Below are 19,839 nucleotides of genomic sequence, written 5' to 3' on the forward strand. Positions count from 1 at the left end.
TATTGCGCCGGACGGGGCGTGCATGAACGCAGCCAGGTATAACTATGGTCAGCAATAATAGCGAACGGTCAGGCGAATATTTGTTGGAAATGACCAACATCAACAAATCGTTTCCTGGCGTCAAGGCTCTTGATAATGTCAACCTGAAGGTTCGTCCGCACTCCATTCATGCGTTAATGGGTGAGAACGGCGCCGGCAAATCGACATTATTAAAATGCCTTTTTGGGATCTATCAAAAAGATTCCGGTAGCATTCTTTTTCAGGGAAAAGAGATCGATTTCCATTCGGCGAAAGAAGCCCTGGAAAACGGTATATCGATGGTGCATCAGGAATTAAACCTGGTTTTACAGCGTTCAGTCATGGATAACATGTGGCTCGGACGCTATCCCACCAAAGGCATGTTTGTCGATCAGGACAAAATGTACCGGGATACCAAGGCCATTTTTGATGAGCTGGATATTGATATCGACCCGCGCGCCCGCGTCGGTACCTTATCGGTATCCCAGATGCAGATGATTGAGATCGCTAAGGCGTTTTCATATGACGCCAAAATCGTCATCATGGACGAGCCGACGTCATCGCTGACGGAAAAAGAGGTCAACCATCTGTTTAAGATCATCCGCAAGCTGAAAGATCGCGGCTGCGGTATCGTCTATATCTCGCATAAAATGGAAGAAATTTTCCAGCTGTGCGATGAAATAACCATCCTGCGCGACGGCCAGTGGATCGCCACCCAGCCGCTGGAAGGGCTGGATATGGACAAGATTATCGCCATGATGGTCGGGCGCTCGCTCAACCAGCGTTTTCCGGATCGCGAAAATACCCCGGGAGAAGTGATCCTCCAGGTGCGCAATCTCACCTCGCTGCGTCAACCCTCCATTCGCGATGTCTCCTTTGATCTGCATAAGGGCGAAATTCTCGGTATCGCCGGCCTGGTAGGCGCTAAACGCACCGACATCGTGGAGACCCTGTTCGGGATCCGTGAGAAGGCCAGCGGCACCATCACCCTGCACGGTAAGAAGATCAACAACCACAGCGCCAACGAGGCGATTAACCACGGTTTTGCACTGGTGACCGAGGAGCGGCGCTCCACCGGGATTTATGCCTATCTGGATATCGGTTTTAACTCGCTGATCTCCAATATTAAGAAATATAAAAACAGCATCGGCTTGCTGGATAACTCGCGAATGAAGAGCGACACCCAGTGGGTTATTGACTCGATGCGCGTTAAAACCCCCGGCCAGCATACGCAGATCGGTTCGCTTTCCGGTGGTAACCAGCAAAAGGTCATTATAGGCCGCTGGCTGCTGACCCAGCCGGAGATCCTGATGCTGGATGAGCCAACGCGCGGTATCGACGTCGGCGCCAAATTCGAGATCTACCAGCTGATTGCCGAGCTGGCTAAAAAAGACAAAGGGATCATTATTATTTCTTCCGAAATGCCGGAACTGCTGGGGATTACCGACCGCATTCTGGTGATGAGCAATGGCCTTGTCGCGGGCATTGTAGAGACTAAAACCACCACGCAAAACGAAATACTGCGTCTTGCGTCATTGCACCTTTAAGATCAGGGGCTTCACATGAGTGCGTTAAATAAAAAGAGTTTTCTCACTTACCTGAAAGAGGGTGGGATATATGTCGTCCTTCTGGTCCTGTTGGCCATTATTATTTTCCAGGATCCGACATTTTTAAGTCTGCTCAACCTGAGTAATATCCTGACTCAGTCTTCGGTGCGTATTATTATTGCCCTGGGCGTGGCCGGACTTATCGTCACGCAGGGGACCGACCTCTCCGCCGGCCGTCAGGTGGGACTGGCGGCGGTGATTGCCGCCACCATGCTGCAGGCGGTGGATAATGCCAACAAGGTGTTCCCGGATATGGCGACCATGCCGATCCCGTTGGTGATCCTGCTGGTGTGCGCCATCGGGGCGGTCATCGGCCTGATTAACGGGATCGTCATCGCCTACCTGAACGTGACGCCGTTTATTACCACCCTCGGCACTATGATCATCGTGTACGGCATTAACTCGCTGTACTACGACTTCGTGGGCGCGTCGCCGATCTCCGGTTTTGACAGCCACTTCTCCCATTTTGCCCAGGGGTTTGTGGCGCTGGGCTCGTTCCGCCTGTCCTACATTACCTTCTACGCGCTGATTGCCGTCTTCTTTGTCTGGATCCTGTGGAACAAGACGCGCTTTGGTAAAAACATCTTCGCTATCGGCGGTAACCCGGAAGCGGCGAAAGTCTCCGGGGTTAACGTGGCGTTGAACCTGCTGATGATCTATGCCCTCTCCGGCGTGTTTTACGCCTTCGGCGGCCTGCTGGAAGCCGGGCGTATCGGCTCGGCGACCAATAACCTCGGCTTTATGTACGAACTGGACGCCATCGCCGCCTGCGTGGTGGGCGGCGTTTCGTTCAGCGGCGGGGTAGGGACCGTATTCGGCGTGGTGACCGGGGTGATTATCTTCACCGTCATCAACTACGGCCTGACCTATATCGGCGTCAACCCTTACTGGCAGTACATTATTAAGGGGGCGATTATTATCTTCGCCGTGGCGCTGGACTCCCTGAAATACGCCCGTAAGAAATAAGATTGAACGCATCAAAAACCCGCGCCTGGCGCGGGTTTTTACTATTTAAATAGAGAAGAAATAAGTGTTTTAGAAATAGGGACGAGTCCTGTTTCAAGGCCAAACGGCTTATAGATTTTATTAATGATCTCGGCAGAATAATTGCCTTTATCATTTTCCACATCAGATAAGGTCTTACGAGAGACATCCACTAGCCGGGCATATTCATCCTGGCGTAAACCCAGAACTTCTACTCTCAGTTTTTTCAGGGCCTCTCCCTGGCTGATGGCGCCTAGCATGATGTCATGGATAATGGCGTGAATGACCGCCTGACGATCGACCGTTTTGACTTTTTTTAAACCAGCCGAGACGCGTTGTCTGCTTATCTCTGAACGAGCTTTTTTTTCCGTAGCCGTTACCCCGGTGGCGGGTAGGGATGGTGGGTTATCCGCCCGCAGCCTGGCTAAGGTATTTTGGATTTCTGTTTCTTTTTTATTCAGGGTCTTCATAACAGCCCCCAGCGAGCGAGTTTGTCAGGTATAAATTTAAAACCAATTGATGGCATTTCCAGAATCTGAACAGGAACGCCGCGTACTTTAAGACGGGATGGTAAATCAACGAGTTGAGATGCGGTTTCACTTAAAGCATTAAGCAATGTGTCAGGGGCGATCCATTCAGCCAAAGCTTGTGCGATGGCGCCAAAGTTATATTCGCCTCCTGATTCGCAGGCTAATGACCACTTCATCGTGCGCGGTATACCTTCCGGGTCGGCTTTCATTGGTGCAAAATCGTAGATTGGCGCAAGGATAATTTCATTATCTGCTTTCATAAATGCAGTATTACGTCCATGGTTATCACTATTGCCAAAAATAATGTTTAATAAGTCTCGACGTACCCAATCGATGATAAATCCTTGAACATCAAAGCGATAATTCTGTACTCTTACCATATTACTAAATGTGATCTTTTCGATTAGGATCCGCAGCGTGGTTTCATGATCAAGTATCGTCGCTGGCGCTTTTTGTAACAGAGAATAGACTGACTCCATTCCCAATCTCATTATCCGGCCATCACCGTCTCTTCTGATATCAAATCGCGGCAACCAGAGAGAGGGATAATGTAGCCCCTCCTGCTGCGGCTCCTCGTTCCTGGGCATAGTCGAGAAAATCACTGGCACGATTCATGACATCAGTGACAGAGAACGTTTTACTGCTTGCCAGACTATCCCAGTCCGGCACCGAGTCTTTAATGCGTAAATTTCCCACTGGCGACATCGTGCCGAATTTGAGCAAGATGAAATTCTGCTGGCCCTGAGGAAGTTCACTGATATCTAAAAAGTTAACCCAGTAACGTCGGCTGGCGCCGCCTGGAATGATATCGTCTATAAATCTTAACCATCCAGGATTTCCGTGATCCTCAAAATAAAGCGAAACGGGATGGTTGAGCGACACGGCGTGATAGTCATCGCGTTCCAGAAAGTCGATGGCGTAATCGGTAAGATAGTCGATTTGTGTTGTAAACCAGTCCCCTTGCTCACTACCGGGGAATTTTATCAACGCAATGTCTTGCCACTCCGCATTGAGAAAGGCTTGTACCGTTAATGTTTCCATCTCGCCCTCCAAAAAGGATGATGAGTGAAATCTTACGCATTAAAGAGCATTTATGCAATTAACGTTACTTATAATACGCATTGTTTTGGCATCGCATGATTAATGCATCTTATATCACTCATTGGCGGGTTTTGTGTTTTTCTGCAGTTCCAGCAGCTGCTCCGGAGTGACTGCCGGGTAGGACTGGGCGTCATCCGGTACGTCATGCTGCTGCGCCGGAATGGGGATGAGAGGGCCGAGAAAGCGCGGTTCCCGTTTGAAGATATAGAGGTCCGCCAGCGCGCCAAAGCGGGCGCCGAACTCGCGCAGCCGCACGCTCCACATATCCTTCGGCGACGGCACCGCGTAGCACTGGGCCTGGATCCCCATATGCAGGGCGATAAACAGCGCCCGTTCGCAGTGGAAGCGCTGGGTGATGATAATGAAGTCGTTGGTGTCGAACACTTTGCGGGTACGGACGATTGAGTCGAGCGTACGGAAGCCGGCATAGTCCAGCACGATATCGGCGGGATCGACGCCGCCTTTAATCAGGTCCCGACGCATGGTCATCGGTTCATTGTAGCTTTGCAGAGCATTATCGCCGCTCAGCAGCAGATAGTTGACCTTGCCGCTGTTGTAGGCGTTCAGCGCACCCTGGATGCGGTAGCGGTAATACTGATTGATGACGCCGGTGCGGTAATATTTGGCGGTGCCCAGCACCACGCCGACCTGACGGTAGGGCAGGTCCTGCAGCTCATCATAGATATAGGGCGCGGTTTTCCAGCTCATCCAGCGGTCAAGGCCCAGCACGGTCAACAGCAGCAGGCCGAGCAGGACTAACAGGCTGTAGAACACACGCTTTAACATGAACTTGGCTCAATAATAGACAACGGAGTCTTCAGGCTACTTTACCCGCCGGGTAAGCGCAAGAAACCCGCGTTTGATTGCGGGGATTTTCAGCAATATAGACAGATCGCCGAACGCAGGTCGGGTAAGGCGTGAGCCGACACCCGGCATAGAGATCTTCAGCTCGCCATGGCGCGAACCGTAGGTCGGGTAAGCGTAGCGCCACCCGACAACATCACGGTATAACAGGTCGGCCGGATAAGGCGAAACCGTCATCCGGCAATCTGCTCAGGCTGATCAACCTAACAGGACGCGCTCGATATTCTGGCAGCCCAGCGCCTTCAGGGTGGCGACGGTAGCATCCCACTGGATCAGCGCCGCGTCGGCTTTCTCCGCGAGGATTGCCCGCTGGATAGCGGGATAATCATAGCCGTTGAGGCTCAGGAGATTCAGCGCCCCCTGCAGCGGCGGCAGCGTCGGATTGAACGCTGCGTTTTCCGCATAGCTGCCGCTGAAAATGGTGCCGTCTTTCAACTCCAGCGCCACGCCGGAGGGCGAGTGGCTGTAGGGCGCATGGCAGCGGTTGGCGGCCTGAATGGCTGCCTGGGTCAGGGCATCGCCGCTCACCGGGAAGCCATGGTCCTGTGCATCCATCAACAGGGTTTTGATCTCCAGATCTTTCGGACCAAAGGCGTCCGGCAGATAGTGCTCCAGGGCATGCGCTTCGCGGCCCGGCAGATGAATGCGCAGCGCCAGTCCGCTGTTCAGTTCGTTCATAAACTGACGGCAATGGCCGCACGGCGTGTAGTTCACCGTAATAGCGCGCAGGGAGGTCTCGCCGCGCAGCCAGGCGTGGCTGATGGCGCTCTGTTCGGCGTGAACGGTCTGCTGCATGGTCGCGCCGAGAAATTCCATATTGCCGCCAAAGTACCAGCGGCCGCTGACGCCGCGGGCGATCGCCCCGACGTTAAAATGAGAAAGGTCGGCGCGCGCGCAGGCGGCAGCAAGCGGCAGTAGCGCAAAGGCCAGCGCGTCTTCGTCCAGACCTGTCGCCTGCTGCAGCGTCGCCACCTGATCGGCTTCGAGCAGCGCCGGGAAGTGCGGGTCGGCGAGCATCGGGGCGATGGCCGCCTGCAGGTCTGCTGCCAGAGTCGTCAAAGCAGCTTGAAAACGTGAGTGCATAGCGTTGCCTCATAACAATGTAATGGGAAGCCAGTGTACGGGCGTCCAGCAGTCTCATATGTGATGAATATCTCATTGTTTATGCAACTTTGATTTGTTGCATTAAAAAATGTGATTTAAATCACAATTTATCCCACCACCGCGAGGATCAGCGGAAATAAGAACGGTGCCATCAACGAGGTGATGATCCCGCACAGCACCAGCGCCAGCGAGCTAAACGCCCCTTCCTGGTAGTCCAGTTCCGCACAGCGGGCAGTGCCGAGGGCGTGCGAGGCGGTACCCATTGACAGGCCGCGTGACGCTTTGGTGCGAATGCGCATCAGGTTAAGCAGCGTATGGCCGAATACCGCGCCGAGGATGCCGACAAAAATCACGCACACGGCGCTGATAGCCGGAATACCGCCGATGCTGCCGCTGACCGCCATGGCAATTGGCGTAGTGACTGACTTAGGCAGAATAGAGGCGGCGATTTGCGGCGTGGCGCCCATCAGCAGGGCGACGGTAGTACCGGTGATCATCGCCACGCAGCTGCCGATAAAGCAGATGGTGATGATTGATTTCCAGCGCGCGCGGATCTGGTGCAGTTGCTCATACAGTGGAAAGGCCAGCGCGACCACCGCCGGCTGCAGCAGATCGTTCAGGACTTTGCTGCCGGCAAAATAACGCTCATAGGAGATCCCGGTCAGCAGCAGAAACGGAATTATAACTACCATCGCCACCAGCAGCGGGTTGAGCAGCGGGAACTTAAAGCGGGCGGCCAGCCTGCGGGCGAGAAAAAAGACGATCAGGGTTAGCGGCAGCGACCACCAGATTTCATGCATCATTTTTCTTTTCCTTTTGCCCAATCACTTTACGTTCGCCATGCACCAGGTGAGAGCTCCAGCTCACCACCACAAACACCACCAGCGTGCTGATGGCGCAGGAGATGACGACTGGCCCCAGCTGGGCGCGCAGCAGATCCCAGTATTGCATCACGCCGACGCCGATGGGCACGAACAATAGCGCCATATAGCGGATCAGGATATTGCAGCCAGGATTGACCCACTGCGGCGGCATAATTTGCAGCGCCAGCAGCACGAAAAGGATCAGCATGCCGATGATGCTGCCGGGGATAGTGATGGGCAGCAGTCCGGCGATAAAAATTCCGGCGTATAAGCAGGCGTAAATCAGGACGAAGGCCCGCAGGTACTGCCAGATAATAGTCAGCGATTTACTCATGGTAATAACCCTTGATGAAGTGCATTCATCATACAATTAATCCCTAAAATGTGCTACCGATCACATCATGAATTCTACGCATAGCGCTGATAGCGTACGGGAACAATAGCCTCTCCCGGCAGGACCCGACAGCTCGCAGCTTAGGGTATATGGAGTCCCACGCTACCTTTTTGAACGAGGCGCGGCAAATAAAGGCGGCATGAGACGCCGCAGACTCCTGTAAAGCATAGAGATTATCTCCTCGCTTTGCCGCATTCGCCGAACGGGGAATGGCGTACGGCAGGCCGGACGCATTGAGCGCTTTCCACCAATGCCTGGAGGCGCTACCATAGCGCCTCTTTTTTTTCCGGATAACGATATGCGTGTTCTACTGGCGCCGATGGAAGGCGTGCTCGATTCGCTGGTGCGCGAGCTGCTGACCGAGGTTAACGATTACGATCTGTGCATCACCGAATTTCTGCGCGTGGTGGATCAACTGCTGCCGGTAAAATCGTTCTACAGGCTGTGCCCGGAACTGCATCATCAGAGCCGCACGCCGTCCGGCACCCGCGTGCGCGTCCAGCTGCTGGGACAATATCCCGAGTGGCTGGCGGAAAACGCCGCCCGCGCGGTGGAGCTGGGGTCGTGGGGGGTGGATTTAAACTGCGGCTGTCCGTCTAAGCTGGTGAACGGCAGCGGCGGCGGGGCGACGCTGCTGAAAGATCCGGAGCTGATCTATCGCGGTGCGAAAGCCATGCGCGAAGCGGTTCCCGATCATCTGCCGGTGACCGTCAAGGTGCGACTCGGCTGGGACAGCGGCGAACGGCGCTTCGAAATCGCCGATGCGGTGCAGCAGGCCGGGGCCAGCGAGCTGGTGGTTCACGGCCGCACCAAAGAAGATGGCTACAAAGCCGAACGCATTAACTGGCAGGCGATCGGTGAGATCCGCCAGCGTCTGACCATTCCGGTGGTGGCCAACGGCGAGATCTGGGACTGGCAAAGCGCCCAGGATTGTATGGCCGTCACCGGCTGCGATTCGGTGATGATTGGCCGCGGGGCGCTCAACGTGCCGAACCTCAGCCGGGTGATCAAATACAACGAACCGCGCATGCCGTGGCCGCAGGTGGTTCAGCTGTTGCAAAAATATACCCGCCTGGAAAAGCAGGGCGACACCGGTCTGTATCATGTGGCGAGAATTAAGCAATGGTTAGGCTATTTACGCAAGGAATATAGTGAGGCGCTGACCCTGTTTAATGAAATTCGCGCCCTGCAAACGTCTGCTGAAATAGCGGCGGCCATCGCCCGCTATTAAACACCATACTGTTATTTGCTTCACATATTATTACTTGCCTGCCTATTGCTGGTAGGCATGAGTTGAATAAAGTGATAATGTGCGGTCAATCAATTCAGGATTGCTACTGAACCCAGGCAAAACCTAAGCACTTTCGTCATTCGTGGCGGAAAGTGCTTAGGTTTTTTTTTGGCTAAAATTCAATGGTGAAAAAATGGTTATGTAAAACAATAGTTTGTAATTAACGTTTTCTCTGGCATCGTCGCGGTTTTATTACCGGCGGACGCCCTTTGCCATTCATTTTTTAAAAAAGAAAACAGGTAAATAAATAACCTGGGGATCCCCTTTGTTTTTATTCAGTCACGGTGGATATCACAATGCATAACAAAAAAATAAATCAGCTTTTGATCGGCGCGGCGCTGGCGGCAATGGTGCCTGCCGTGAGCGCCGCGGAAACTCCGGCGTGGAACGGCAGCGTGCTGGGGTTCGAAGCCGGGCAGCAGGGGCTGCTGGGCGATATGCTGGGCATTCGTCCGATCCTCGAAGAGAACGGCTTTCATTATAATCTCGGGTATCTTAACGAGATGGCCTACAACGCCGGCGGCGGTTACGACCATGATAAACACCTGGCCTATATTGACCAGGTGGCGCTGACCTTTACCCAGGATCTGGAGCGCTGGACCGGCATACCGGATGCGCGTCTCGAAGGCAACATCGTCAACCGTAACCACGATGATAACCTCACCACGAAACGGCTGCAGGATCCGCGGGTGAGTTTCAACGATCTGTCGCAGGAGAGTTGGGGCGGCGGGTCGATCACCCGCCTCGGCTGGCTGACCTTTGCCCGCAGCTTTGACGACCGTCGCCTGACCTGGCGCATCGGCATGATGAACAAGGTGCAAACTTTCGACCAGATCATTCCCTGCGATTTTCAGCTACTGACCCAGTGCGGTGGGAAATCGGCCAACTCGCTGACCTGGAATAACTGGAACATCCACACCTGGGGCACCACCCTGGAGTACAAGCTGACGCCGACGGTCACCCTGAAAGGCGGGGTGATGGAGCAAAACCCGCAGGCTACCGCGCGCAGTCACGCCTGGAGCGGGTCGACGAAGGGCAGCAAAGGCATTTTACTGCCGATGGAGATCGAAACCCGTCCGCTGATGAATGGCCTGCCGGGAGCCTATAACCTGGGTGTGGTCTGGACTAACGCGCCGCAAACCGACCTCTACAGCGGCAAATCCGGCGGCGCCGGGGCGACCGATCCGCAAGGCTACGCCGAGCACGACAGCACCTGGTTTATGTACGCCGGCCTGAACCAGCAGATCACTCGCCACGCCGACGACCCGCTGCGGGGGATGAGCGTCTCGCTGAGCGGCAGCCTCAGCGACCAGCGCAGCAACTATATCCACTCCGCCGTCGCCGCCTCCATGCGCTACCGCGGGCTGTTTGACGCCCGCCCGGAGGACTGGATTGGCTTTGGTCTGACGTGGATCGACATGAGCAGCCACTACGCACGTAACCAGCGCTATATGAACCAGATCAGCGGGGCCACCGACTATAACGATCCGGCTTACCAGCCGGTGGCCGGTCATTCGCTGAACGGCGAGCTCTATTATCGCTTCCGCCCGGTCTCCTGGCTGGAGCTGCAGCCGGGCCTGCAGTACTGGCACCGTCCGGGCGGCGTCGCGCAGACCCAGGACGCATGGGTGGTGGAGTGGAAAACGGTGGTGACTTTCTGATAGTCGCGATCTTAATCACGTTTTTTCACTTGTCAGGTTGAGCGCGCAGCAGAAGTTGTTACAGTGCGGGTGTTGGATTGCAACTGCTGCGGCAGGCAAAACCTGATCACCTGGCGTTTCGTCGGGGGTCAGGTTTTTTTGTTTCTGGGGTCTATATGCAAATCGCCAAAGTACTCAATAACAATGTGGTGGTGGTTCTTGACGAGCACCGGCGCGAACAGGTGGTGATGGGGCGAGGGCTGGCCTTTCAGAAACGCCCGGGCGACGTGCTGGACGACAGTAAAATTGAAAAAGTCTTCGCCTTACAGAGCGATGAACTGGTAGGCCGCTTAGGTGAGTTACTCAGTCAGATACCGTTAGAAGAGATGACCACCTGCGATCGCATTATCGACCTGGCACGCGGGCGGCTGGGCAAGCTACAGGAAAGTTTGTACATCACATTAACGGATCACTGTCATTTTGCTATCGAGCGGCAGAAAAAGGGCATCGCACTGCGTAACGTGCTGCTGTGGGAGATTAAGCGGCTGTATCCGAAGGAGTTCGCGCTGGGTCAGGAGGCAAGGGCCATTATTGCCAAAAGGCTTGGCGTGGAGCTAGCGGAGGATGAAGCCGGATTTATCGCCCTGCATCTGGTGACGGCGCAGCTCAACAGCGAAATGCCGGAGGTCATGCACGTGACCCGGGTGATGCAGGAGATCCTGCAGCTGGTGAAGTATCAGCTGCAGCTGAATTACGATGAAGAGTCGCTGAGCTATCAGCGTTTCGTTACCCACCTGAAATTTTTCGCCCAGCGGATGCTGACGCGCACGGTGGTGGAAGATGACGACGTTTCGCTGCACAGCGCGGTGAAAGATAACTACGCTAAAGCGTGGAAGTGTGCGGAAACGGTGGCGACGCATCTGCAAAAGCAGTATCAGCGGTCGCTGACCACCGAAGAGATTATGTTTCTTGCCATTCATATCGAACGGGTAAGAAAAGAGGGGCGTTAATTCCCCCCAACAAAACTGGATTGTTACTGCATGATGCAGGCAAAACCTGAGCGCGACGCCCACCGGCGTGGTTCTCGGGTTTTTTTATTTTTTACTACTCAGTCGCCGGTTGTCTGCGGGCAGCGGCAGTAAGGAAAAGAGCATGGAATATAAAGCACTCGCGCAGGATATTCTCAACCGCGTCGGCGGCAAAGAGAACATTGTGAGTCTGGTTCACTGTGCGACACGTCTGCGTTTTAAACTGAAAGATAACGGCAAAGCCGATGCCGAAGGGCTGAAGGCCAATCCGGGCGTCATTATGGTGGTGGAGAGCGGTGGCCAGTTTCAGGTGGTGATTGGCAACCACGTTCACGACGTCTGGCTGGCGGTGCGCCAGGAGGCGGGGTTAAGCGATGACAGCGAACCGGTTGCCGGGGAAAAAGCGGCTAAAGGATCGGTGTTAAGCCAGCTTATCGACATCATTTCCGGCATTTTTACACCGTTTATCGGCGTGATGGCGGCGACCGGTCTGCTGAAAGGCCTGCTGGCGCTGGCGGTGACCTGCGGCTGGCTTACGCCGGAGCAGGGGACTTATAAAATCTGGTTTGCCGCCAGCGACGCGCTGTTCTTTTTCTTCCCGCTGTTTCTTGGCTATACCGCCGGGAAGAAGTTTGGCGGCAACCCGTTTATCTCGATGGTGATTGGCGGGGCGTTAACCCACCCGCTGATGATTCAGGCCTTTGAGGCCAGCCAGGCGCCGGGCGCGGCGGTGGAGCACTTTCTCGGCATCCCGGTGACCTTTATCAACTACAGCTCGTCAGTGATCCCGATTATTCTCGCCTCGTGGGTCTGCTGCTGGCTGGAGCGCAAGAGCAACGCGCTGTTGCCGTCATCAATGAAAAACTTCTTCACCCCGGCGATCTGCCTGGCGGTGGTGGTCCCGCTCACCTTCCTGGTGATTGGCCCGGTCGCCACCTGGCTGAGCCATCTGTTGGCCAACGGCTACCAGTTCATTTATGCGTTTGCCCCATGGCTGGCGGGCGCGGTACTGGGCGCCATGTGGCAGGTGTGCGTTATTTTTGGCCTGCACTGGGGGCTGGTGCCGTTGATGATCAACAACATGACGGTACTTGGTCACGACTCCATGCTGCCGATTATTCTTCCGGCGGTGATTGCCCAGGTGGGGGCGGTTCTGGGGATTTTGCTGGCCACCCGCGATGCGCGTCAGCGGATGCTGGCCGGTTCCGCCTTCTCTGCCGGGCTGTTTGGCATCACCGAGCCGGCTATCTACGGTCTGACCCTGCCGCTGCGTCGTCCGTTTATCTTCGGCTGTATCGCCGGCGCCATCGGCGGGGCGATCACTGCCTTCAGTAATAGCCATGCTTACTCGTTCGGTGTGCCGAATATCTTTTTCCCGGCGCAGATGATCCCGCCTGGCGGGATTGACGCCACCGTCTGGGGCGGGCTTATCGGCACCGGCGTGGCTTTCGTGCTTGCCTGCGTGCTGACCTTCTTCGCCGGCATGCCGCGCGCCAGCGCTGCACCGGGCGCCGTGACGGTAGCCCCGGCCTCGGCAAACGATATTCTGGCACCGATGAGCGGCAGCGTTATCGCCCTCGAGCAGGTGCCGGATAGCACCTTCGCCAGCGGCCTGCTCGGTAAAGGGGTCGCCATTATCCCGGCGGTGGGCCAAGTGATTGCCCCGTTCCCGGGCGAAGTGGCTTCCCTGTTTCAGACTAAACATGCCATCGGCCTGCAGAGCGACAGCGGCATTGAGCTGTTGATCCACGTCGGCATCGACACGGTCAAACTCGACGGCGTGCCGTTTACCGCACATGTCAAAGAGGGCGACAGGGTGCAGGCCGGCGATCTGCTGATCGAGTTCGATCGTCAGGCGATTCTGGATGCCGGTTACGACCTGGCGACCCCGATCATTATCAGCAACAGCGACGACTACCGGGAAATTGATACGGTGGCGTCCAGCGCCGTCGAAGCCGGCCAGCCGCTGTTGTCAGTCAGCCATTAATCACAGGAGAGAGAGATGAAAACATTCCCGGCGGATTTTTTATGGGGCGGCGCGACCGCGGCGAATCAGGTGGAAGGGGCTTATCTGGAAGAGGGCAAAGGCTTATCCACCTCCGATGTGCAGCCGTACGGCGTGTTCGGCGAGGTGGTCGAGCGCGTACCCGGCGACAGCGGTATTAAGGATGTGGCGATCGATTTTTACCATCGCTACCCGGAAGATATCGCTCTGTTCGCCGAGATGGGCTTTAACTGCCTGCGGGTGTCCATCGCCTGGACCCGCATCTATCCCAATGGCGATGACGCCGAGCCCAACGAAGCCGGTCTCGCGTTCTACGACAAGCTGTTCGACGAGATGGCGAAGCACAACATCACCCCGCTGGTGACGCTGTCGCATTATGAAATGCCGTGGGCGCTGGTAAAAAACTACGGCGGCTGGGGCAGCCGGGAGGTGATTGGTTTCTTTGAGCGCTACGCCCGCACGGTGTTCAGCCGCTATAAAAATAAGGTCAAATTGTGGCTGACCTTTAACGAAATCAATATGTCGCTGCATGCTCCGATGACCGGCGTCGGCCTGCCGGCCGGCAGCAGCAAAGGCGAGGTGTATCAGGCGATTCACCACCAGCTGGTGGCCAGCGCTCTGGCGGTTAAAGCCTGTCACGAGCTGGTGCCCGAGGGCAAAATCGGCAATATGCTGCTCGGCGGGCTGATGTATCCCCTGAGCTGCAAACCGGAAGATGTGTTTGAGACGCTGCAGGAGAACCGCAGCTGGCAGTTCTTTGGCGACGTGCAGGCGCGCGGCGCGTACCCGGGCTATATGCAGCGCTTTTTCCGCGACAACGGCATCACGCTCACCATTACCGATGCCGATCGCGAGGCGCTGAAAACCACCGTCGACTTTATCTCCTTTAGCTACTACATGACCGGCTGCGTCACCGCCGACGAGGCGCTGAACCAGCAGGCGCGCGGCAATATTCTCAGCATGGTGCCGAACCCGCACCTGGCGAGCTCGGAGTGGGGCTGGCAGATAGACCCGCTGGGCCTGCGTACGCTGCTGAACGTGCTGTGGGATCGCTATCAGAAGCCGCTGTTTATCGTGGAAAATGGTCTGGGCGCCAAGGATAAGGTGGAAGCCGATGGCAGCATTAACGATGACTACCGCATCAGTTACCTGAACGACCATCTGGTGCAGGCGCGGGAAGCCATTGACGATGGCGTTGAGCTGATGGGCTTTACCAGCTGGGGGCCGATTGACCTGGTGAGCGCCTCGAAGGCGGAGCTGTCGAAGCGCTATGGCTTTATCTATGTCGACCGTCATGATGACGGCACCGGCACCCTGGCGCGCAGTAAGAAGAAGAGTTTTGACTGGTATAAAGAGGTGATTGCCAGCCGCGGCGCCAGCCTGAAAGCGTAAAGGATGCCCGCCCGGCCATCGCCGGGCGGGGGATTAGCCCGGTTTACGCGCGCGCAGTAAAAAGATCATCGGACGTTCTTTCTCTTCATCCAGGGCGGGCTGTTGGACAATCTGTTCGGCGCTCGGACCCCACTCATCCAGCTGCTCCAGCACAAAACCCGCGGCGATAAGCGCGTTTATCCAGCTTGAGAGCTTGCGATGTTGCTTGATGACGCCCTCGGCAAACCAGTTGCTGACGCGCTCACCCTCCTGCTGATAGTGACTGACCGGCCAGCTTTTCTGTCCCTGGTCATCCACCCGCCAGCCCTGCTGCAAGGGGGCGGTATAGATGGGATGTTCGGCGGAAAAGACCAGGGTGCCGCCGGGAACCAGCGCCTGCTGCAGGGTGGCGAAGAGCGGGGCAATGTCCGGTAAATAATGCAGCGCCAGCGAGCTGTAGACCAGATCGCAGCTGTTGGCGGGCAGCGTCAGGGTTTGCAGATCGGCGCAGCGGTAGACAATCTCATCCCCGCGGGTCATCTCCCGCGCCTGCGCCAGCATGCGCTGGGAGATATCAAAACCGGTTATCTGGCTGGCTCCCTGCTGCTGTGCCCAGCGGCAAAACCAGCCGTAGCCGCAGCCGAGATCCACCACCCGCAAACCGGTTATCGGCGGCAACATTGCCTGCAGGGAAGGCCACTCCGGTGCGCCATCCAGCCCCTTCACCGAGCGATCGAGGGTCGCATAGCCGGCAAAAAACTGCGGGTCGTCATAAATATTCTGACTCATATTCATCCCTTGAATTGATAAGGTTGTTTATTTTTAGCTAACTAATAATTTAGTCACACGCTTTACTAAACGCGTTTAATTCAATTAACTTATGATAACCAACCTGATTAAGTTATCTGACCTGTCTAATGAAATTGATATTAAATAAAAGCGTGCTGGCGGCATTGCCCCTGGCCATCGCGCTGGCTGGCTGCGCGCCATCTCATGAGGTTGCTAATCCGCCGCAGCAGCAAATTCCAGCCTCCCATGTTTCCATGGATCTCCCTGCCGCCGTGAAAAATGGCTGGCCGCAGACCGACTGGTGGAAAGACTATCACGATGCCCAACTGGATAATCTGATTCAGCGCGCACTCGCCAATGCGCCGGATATGCAAATTGCCGAACAGCGCATCAGGCTTGCCGAAGCGCAGGCGCGAATGTCGCAGGCGAATCTTGGCCCGGAGATGGATTTCTCCGCCGATGTTGAACGCCAGCGCATGTCGGCCGAAGGCCTGATGGGGCCGTTCGCCACCGACACCGACGGCAATACCGGCCCGTGGTACACCAACGGCACCTTCGGCCTGACCGCTGGCTGGGATCTGGACCTGTGGGGTAAAAACCGCGCGCTGGTGAAAGCGCGCATCGGCGAGCTGAAAGCCCAGGTGGCGGAGCAGGCCCAGACCCGCGAATTGCTTTCTGGCAGCGTGGCGCGCCTGTACTGGCAGTGGCAGACGGAAGCGGCGATTAAAGCGGTGCTGCAGCAGGTGAAGGGTGAGCAAAATAATATCGTGACGGTCGACAAGGCCCTGTTGCAGCGCGGGATCACCAACTCCGCCGAAGGGGCGGAGAACGATATTAACGTCAGCAAAACCGACCAGCAGCTGGCGGACGTGGCGGGCACGATGAAAGAGATTGAAGCGCGCCTGATGGCCCTGACCAACAGCCAGAGCCAGTCGCTGAATCTCAAACCGGTCAGCCTGCCGACGGTCAGCGCGCAGCTGCCTGATACCCTCGGCTATGAGCTGCTGGCGCGCCGCCCGGATCTGCAGGTTGCTCACTGGTACATTGAGGCATCGCTGAGCGAAGTGGACGCGGCGAAAGCGGCGTTTTATCCCGACATCAATCTGATGGCGTTCCTGCAGCAGGATGCCCTGCACTTAAGCGATCTTTTCCGTCACTCGGCGCAGCAGATGGGCGTCACCGCCGGACTGACGCTGCCGATCTTTGACAGCGGCCGCCTCAATGCCAATCTGGATATTGCCAGCGCGCAGAACAGCCTGTCGATAGCGCAGTACAACAAAGCGGTAGTGGATGCCGTCAACCAGGTGGCGAAAACCGCCAGCCAGGTCGAGACGCTGATGGCCAAAAGCCAGCAGCAGCAGCAGGTTGAAAAAGACGCCCAGCGGGTGGTGAACCTGGCGCAGGCCCGAATGGCGGCGGGGATCTTACCCGGCTCCAGAGTCAGTATGGCGAAGCTCCCGGCGCTGCAGGAGCGCATTACCGCATTGCGCCTGCACGGCCAGTGGATTGACGCCAGCATTCAGCTGACTTCTGCTCTCGGCGGCGGCTATCACCAGAGCGTGAAATAACCGGCGCAACGGCGCGCCTGCGGGGGCGCCGTTTAGTCTTTCTTCTTCCTTTCTCGCCGCCTGAGCCACCAGTGGGCGGCGACCACCAGTCCTACCGCGAGGATCAGCCAGATCCAGTGCTTCAGATGGGCGTCCAGATGGTGCAGCCACGGGCCAACCACCTCGCCGCCGAGATAGCCAATGGTGGTAAACAGCAGGGCCCACACCAGCGCTCCGACAATATTCAACGGCAGGAAAATGCGCGGCGGCAGGCGGCTGGCGCCGATCAGCAGGGGGCCGATTACCCGGAAGCCATACATAAAGCGGGTGCCGATGACAAACAGCCACGGCCGGTGCTGGATCATGCGCTGCGCTTTACGTATTCGCGCCTTCTGGCTGGCGAAACGGCGCAGAATGCGTCCCCCGAAGCGGCGGCCGACCAGATAGAGCAGCTGATCGCCAATCATCCCGCCGAGGGCGACGGCGATCACCACCAGGGGAAACTTCAGTAACCCCTGATGCGCTGCGACGCCGCCCAGCAGGGTAATGGTCTCACCTTCCGCCATGCTGCCGACGATCAGCGCCGCGTAGCCATACTGGGAAATCAGGTGATTGATATCCATAAACAGCTTATCTCCTTATCTCATCACCTGTTAATCATACACCCTGCTGACCAAAACGCGGCGACGCAGATTTTTTGCGCTGTACACAAAATAATCTACAGGGTGAATTATACTTGGATCAGTGCAGTACGAAGCCGTGACAAGGGGGACGCTATGAACCATGTCTGGGGGCTCTTCGCTCATCCCAACCGGGAAATGAGCGTGATTAAGAGCGAGAATGAAACCATTTCTCATCACTATACGCACCATGTGCTGCTGATGGCGGCGGTTCCGGTGGTGTGCGCCTTTATCGGCACCACGCAGCTGGGCTGGAACTTCGGCGACGGCACCGTTATTAAACTGTCGATGTTGACCGGTCTGGCGCTGGCGGTACTGTTTTATGCCGTGATGCTGGCCGGGGTGGCGATCATGGGGCGGGTTATCTGGTGGATGGCCAGGCAGTATCCGCAGCAGCCTTCCCTGAAACGCTGCATGGTGTTTGCCGGCTATGTGGCCACGCCGCTGTTCCTGAGCGGGATTGTGGCGCTCTATCCGCTGGTCTGGCTGTGCGCGCTGATCGGTACCATCGCGCTGTTTTACACCGGCTATCTGCTCTATCTGGGCATCCCGACCTTCCTGAGCATTAACCGGGAAGAGGGGTTAAGCTTCGCCAGTTCGACGCTGGCCATCGGAGTGCTGGTACTGGAAGTGCTGCTGGCGATCACCGTGGTACTGTGGGGGTATGGTTACCGACTCTTCTGATCGCACGTCACTGGATAATATGCATTGCCGGCAAATATGTATTTTGTGTCGGCAATGCAGCATTTCTTCACGATTCTTATTAGGCACAGGGCCTTACGGCGCGGTATGATGGCGTTTGCCAGCGATGTTGCCCACTTAACCTCGCGGCGTACGTTCCATAACGTGCAAAAATACTTTTCAGAATGCCCATGATGCCGAAATTTCGAGTCTCTTTGCTCAGCCTGACCTTGCTGCTGGCTGTGCCTTTTGCGCCCCAGGCGTTAGCAAAAACCTCCGCGGCGGTTGCCGCCTCGCAGCCGGATATCGCCTCCGGCAGCGCCATGATCGTCGATCTGGCCACCAAAAAAATCATCTATGCCAGCCAGCCGGATCTGGTGCGCCCGATGGCGTCAATCACCAAAGTGATGACCGCCATGGTGGTGCTCGATGCCCATCTGCCGATGGATGAGATGCTGACGGTGGATATCAGCCATACGCCGGAAATGAAGGGGATCTACTCCCGCGTGCGCCTCAACAGCCAAATCAGCCGCCGCACGATGCTGCTGCTGGCGCTGATGTCTTCCGAGAACCGCGCGGCCGCCAGCCTGGCGCATCACTATCCAGGCGGCTACGATGCCTTCATTCGCGCGATGAACGCCAAAGCCCAGGCGCTGGGCATGACTCATACCCGCTACGTGGAGCCGACGGGCCTGTCGGTGCATAACGTCTCCACCGCCCGCGATCTGACCAAACTGCTGATCGCCAGCGAGCAGTATCCGCTGATCGGTCAGTTGAGCACCACCAAAGAAGAGACAGCCACCTTCGCCCATCCGGCCTACAGCCTGCCGTTCCGCAACACCAACCATCTGGTGTATCGCGATAACTGGAATATCCAGCTGACTAAAACCGGCTTCACCAACGCTGCCGGCCACTGCCTGATTATGCGTACGGTGATTAACCAACGCCCGGTGGCGCTGGTGGTGATGGATGCCTTCGGTAAATACACCCACTTCGCCGACGCCAGCCGCTTGCGGACCTGGATTGAAACCGGGAAGGTGATGCCGGTACCCGCCTCGGCGCTGAGCTATAAAAAGCAGCGCGAAGCGCAGATGGCGGAGGCGATGCTGAAAGGCGGCGCGCAGACCGCGCAGAACGATTAATCTGCCTGTCCCCCGGATGGCGGCGCATTGCGCCTTATCCGGGCTACGTGATTTGGCACCGGGTTCGCCCCCTTCGTAGGCCCGGCAAGCGCAGCGCCGCCGGGCAATATACCCGACACCGTGCCGCGTTTGTGCCGGATGGCGGCGCATTGCGCCTTATCCGGCCTACGTGATTTGGCGCCGGGTTCGCCCCTTTCGTA

At 56.6% G+C, this 19,839-nt stretch carries 18 protein-coding genes and 1 pseudogene; 10 read left to right on the forward strand and 9 right to left on the reverse strand.

What is annotated here, in order from left to right; all coding sequences use genetic code 11:
• Positions 1-44: 44 nt before the first annotated feature.
• Together mglA and mglC are read left to right on the forward strand one after the other, a co-directional pair.
• Positions 45-1,565: a galactose/methyl galactoside ABC transporter ATP-binding protein MglA gene (gene mglA / locus AC3EMD_RS07875; RefSeq protein WP_008804029.1), complete on the forward strand. Its 1,521-nt coding sequence runs from the start codon at positions 45-47 to the stop codon at positions 1,563-1,565.
• 15 nt (positions 1,566-1,580) lie between these two features.
• The gene (mglC, locus tag AC3EMD_RS07880; protein ID WP_002912871.1) at positions 1,581-2,591 is read left to right on the forward strand and encodes a galactose/methyl galactoside ABC transporter permease MglC; all 1,011 of its coding nucleotides are present in this window, start codon (positions 1,581-1,583) and stop codon (positions 2,589-2,591) included.
• A 41-nt stretch (positions 2,592-2,632) separates the two neighbouring features.
• Here mglC and AC3EMD_RS07885 read toward each other — a convergent pair whose 3' ends face one another.
• The 7 genes from AC3EMD_RS07885 to AC3EMD_RS07915 all read right to left on the reverse strand — a co-directional run bounded on the left by AC3EMD_RS07885 (position 2,633) and on the right by AC3EMD_RS07915 (position 7,405).
• Positions 2,633-3,079 (reverse strand): helix-turn-helix transcriptional regulator, encoded by a 447-nt coding sequence (locus tag AC3EMD_RS07885; protein WP_012541033.1) that lies wholly within the window; start codon positions 3,077-3,079, stop codon positions 2,633-2,635.
• On the reverse strand, positions 3,076-3,726 hold the full coding sequence (locus AC3EMD_RS07890) for a HipA domain-containing protein (RefSeq protein WP_367187622.1): 651 nt from the start codon (positions 3,724-3,726) through the stop codon (positions 3,076-3,078). Before AC3EMD_RS07890 ends, AC3EMD_RS07885 begins: the two co-directional genes overlap by 4 nt.
• Positions 3,659-4,180 (reverse strand): hypothetical protein, encoded by a 522-nt coding sequence (locus tag AC3EMD_RS07895; RefSeq protein WP_025714688.1) that lies wholly within the window; start codon positions 4,178-4,180, stop codon positions 3,659-3,661. Before AC3EMD_RS07895 ends, AC3EMD_RS07890 begins: the two co-directional genes overlap by 68 nt.
• 114 nt (positions 4,181-4,294) lie before the next feature.
• Complete coding sequence (sanA, locus tag AC3EMD_RS07900; RefSeq protein ID WP_008804033.1) at positions 4,295-5,026, reverse strand: outer membrane permeability protein SanA; 732 nt, start codon at positions 5,024-5,026, stop codon at positions 4,295-4,297.
• A 276-nt stretch (positions 5,027-5,302) separates the two neighbouring features.
• Positions 5,303-6,187, reverse strand: a complete 885-nt coding sequence (gene cdd / locus AC3EMD_RS07905; RefSeq protein WP_012541034.1) for a cytidine deaminase — start codon at positions 6,185-6,187, stop codon at positions 5,303-5,305.
• Between the two features lie 128 nt (positions 6,188-6,315).
• On the reverse strand, positions 6,316-7,011 hold the full coding sequence (locus AC3EMD_RS07910) for a CidB/LrgB family autolysis modulator (protein ID WP_008804035.1): 696 nt from the start codon (positions 7,009-7,011) through the stop codon (positions 6,316-6,318).
• Positions 7,001-7,405 carry a CidA/LrgA family protein gene (locus AC3EMD_RS07915; protein WP_004201620.1) on the reverse strand — a complete coding sequence of 135 codons (405 nt, stop codon included), beginning with the start codon at positions 7,403-7,405 and terminating at the stop codon, positions 7,001-7,003. Before AC3EMD_RS07915 ends, AC3EMD_RS07910 begins: the two co-directional genes overlap by 11 nt.
• 358 nt (positions 7,406-7,763) lie before the next feature.
• Between AC3EMD_RS07915 and dusC the strand changes: the two genes are divergently transcribed.
• From dusC to AC3EMD_RS07940, 5 genes and pseudogenes are all read left to right on the forward strand, one after another.
• A complete protein-coding gene (gene dusC, locus AC3EMD_RS07920) occupies positions 7,764-8,696 on the forward strand; it encodes a tRNA dihydrouridine(16) synthase DusC (RefSeq protein ID WP_012541036.1) in 933 nt (310 codons plus the stop codon).
• A 356-nt stretch (positions 8,697-9,052) separates the two neighbouring features.
• The gene (locus AC3EMD_RS07925) at positions 9,053-10,417 is read left to right on the forward strand and encodes a carbohydrate porin (RefSeq protein WP_032740122.1); all 1,365 of its coding nucleotides are present in this window, start codon (positions 9,053-9,055) and stop codon (positions 10,415-10,417) included.
• A 155-nt stretch (positions 10,418-10,572) separates the two neighbouring features.
• Positions 10,573-11,406, forward strand: coding sequence for a transcriptional antiterminator BglG (bglG, locus tag AC3EMD_RS07930; protein WP_043876274.1), 834 nt, complete (start codon positions 10,573-10,575; stop codon positions 11,404-11,406).
• A 30-nt stretch (positions 11,407-11,436) separates the two neighbouring features.
• A pseudogene (gene bglF, locus AC3EMD_RS07935) lies at positions 11,437-13,411 on the forward strand (PTS beta-glucoside transporter subunit IIABC).
• 15 nt (positions 13,412-13,426) lie between these two features.
• Entirely contained in the window at positions 13,427-14,821 is a 1,395-nt protein-coding gene (locus AC3EMD_RS07940; RefSeq protein ID WP_046881748.1) for a glycoside hydrolase family 1 protein, read from the forward strand.
• Positions 14,822-14,854: 33 nt separating this feature from the next.
• Here AC3EMD_RS07940 and AC3EMD_RS07945 read toward each other — a convergent pair whose 3' ends face one another.
• The gene (locus AC3EMD_RS07945) at positions 14,855-15,589 is read right to left on the reverse strand and encodes a class I SAM-dependent methyltransferase (protein ID WP_008804040.1); all 735 of its coding nucleotides are present in this window, start codon (positions 15,587-15,589) and stop codon (positions 14,855-14,857) included.
• A gap of 128 nt (positions 15,590-15,717) precedes the next feature.
• Here AC3EMD_RS07945 and mdtQ point away from each other — a divergent pair, with 128 nt between their 5' ends.
• Entirely contained in the window at positions 15,718-17,157 is a 1,440-nt protein-coding gene (gene mdtQ, locus AC3EMD_RS07950; protein WP_008804041.1) for a multidrug resistance outer membrane protein MdtQ, read from the forward strand.
• Between the two features lie 32 nt (positions 17,158-17,189).
• Here mdtQ and AC3EMD_RS07955 read toward each other — a convergent pair whose 3' ends face one another.
• The gene (locus AC3EMD_RS07955; protein WP_008804042.1) at positions 17,190-17,759 is read right to left on the reverse strand and encodes a DedA family protein; all 570 of its coding nucleotides are present in this window, start codon (positions 17,757-17,759) and stop codon (positions 17,190-17,192) included.
• 153 nt (positions 17,760-17,912) lie between these two features.
• On the opposite strand from AC3EMD_RS07955, the gene AC3EMD_RS07960 reads away from it, so the two are divergent.
• Together AC3EMD_RS07960 and pbpG are read left to right on the forward strand one after the other, a co-directional pair.
• Positions 17,913-18,500 carry a Yip1 family protein gene (locus AC3EMD_RS07960; RefSeq protein WP_008804043.1) on the forward strand — a complete coding sequence of 196 codons (588 nt, stop codon included), beginning with the start codon at positions 17,913-17,915 and terminating at the stop codon, positions 18,498-18,500.
• Positions 18,501-18,688: 188 nt separating this feature from the next.
• Positions 18,689-19,639, forward strand: coding sequence for a D-alanyl-D-alanine endopeptidase (gene pbpG / locus AC3EMD_RS07965; RefSeq protein ID WP_008804044.1), 951 nt, complete (start codon positions 18,689-18,691; stop codon positions 19,637-19,639).
• Positions 19,640-19,839: the final 200 nt, after the last annotated feature.

This window comes from Klebsiella sp. PK18 (assembly GCF_057784655.1).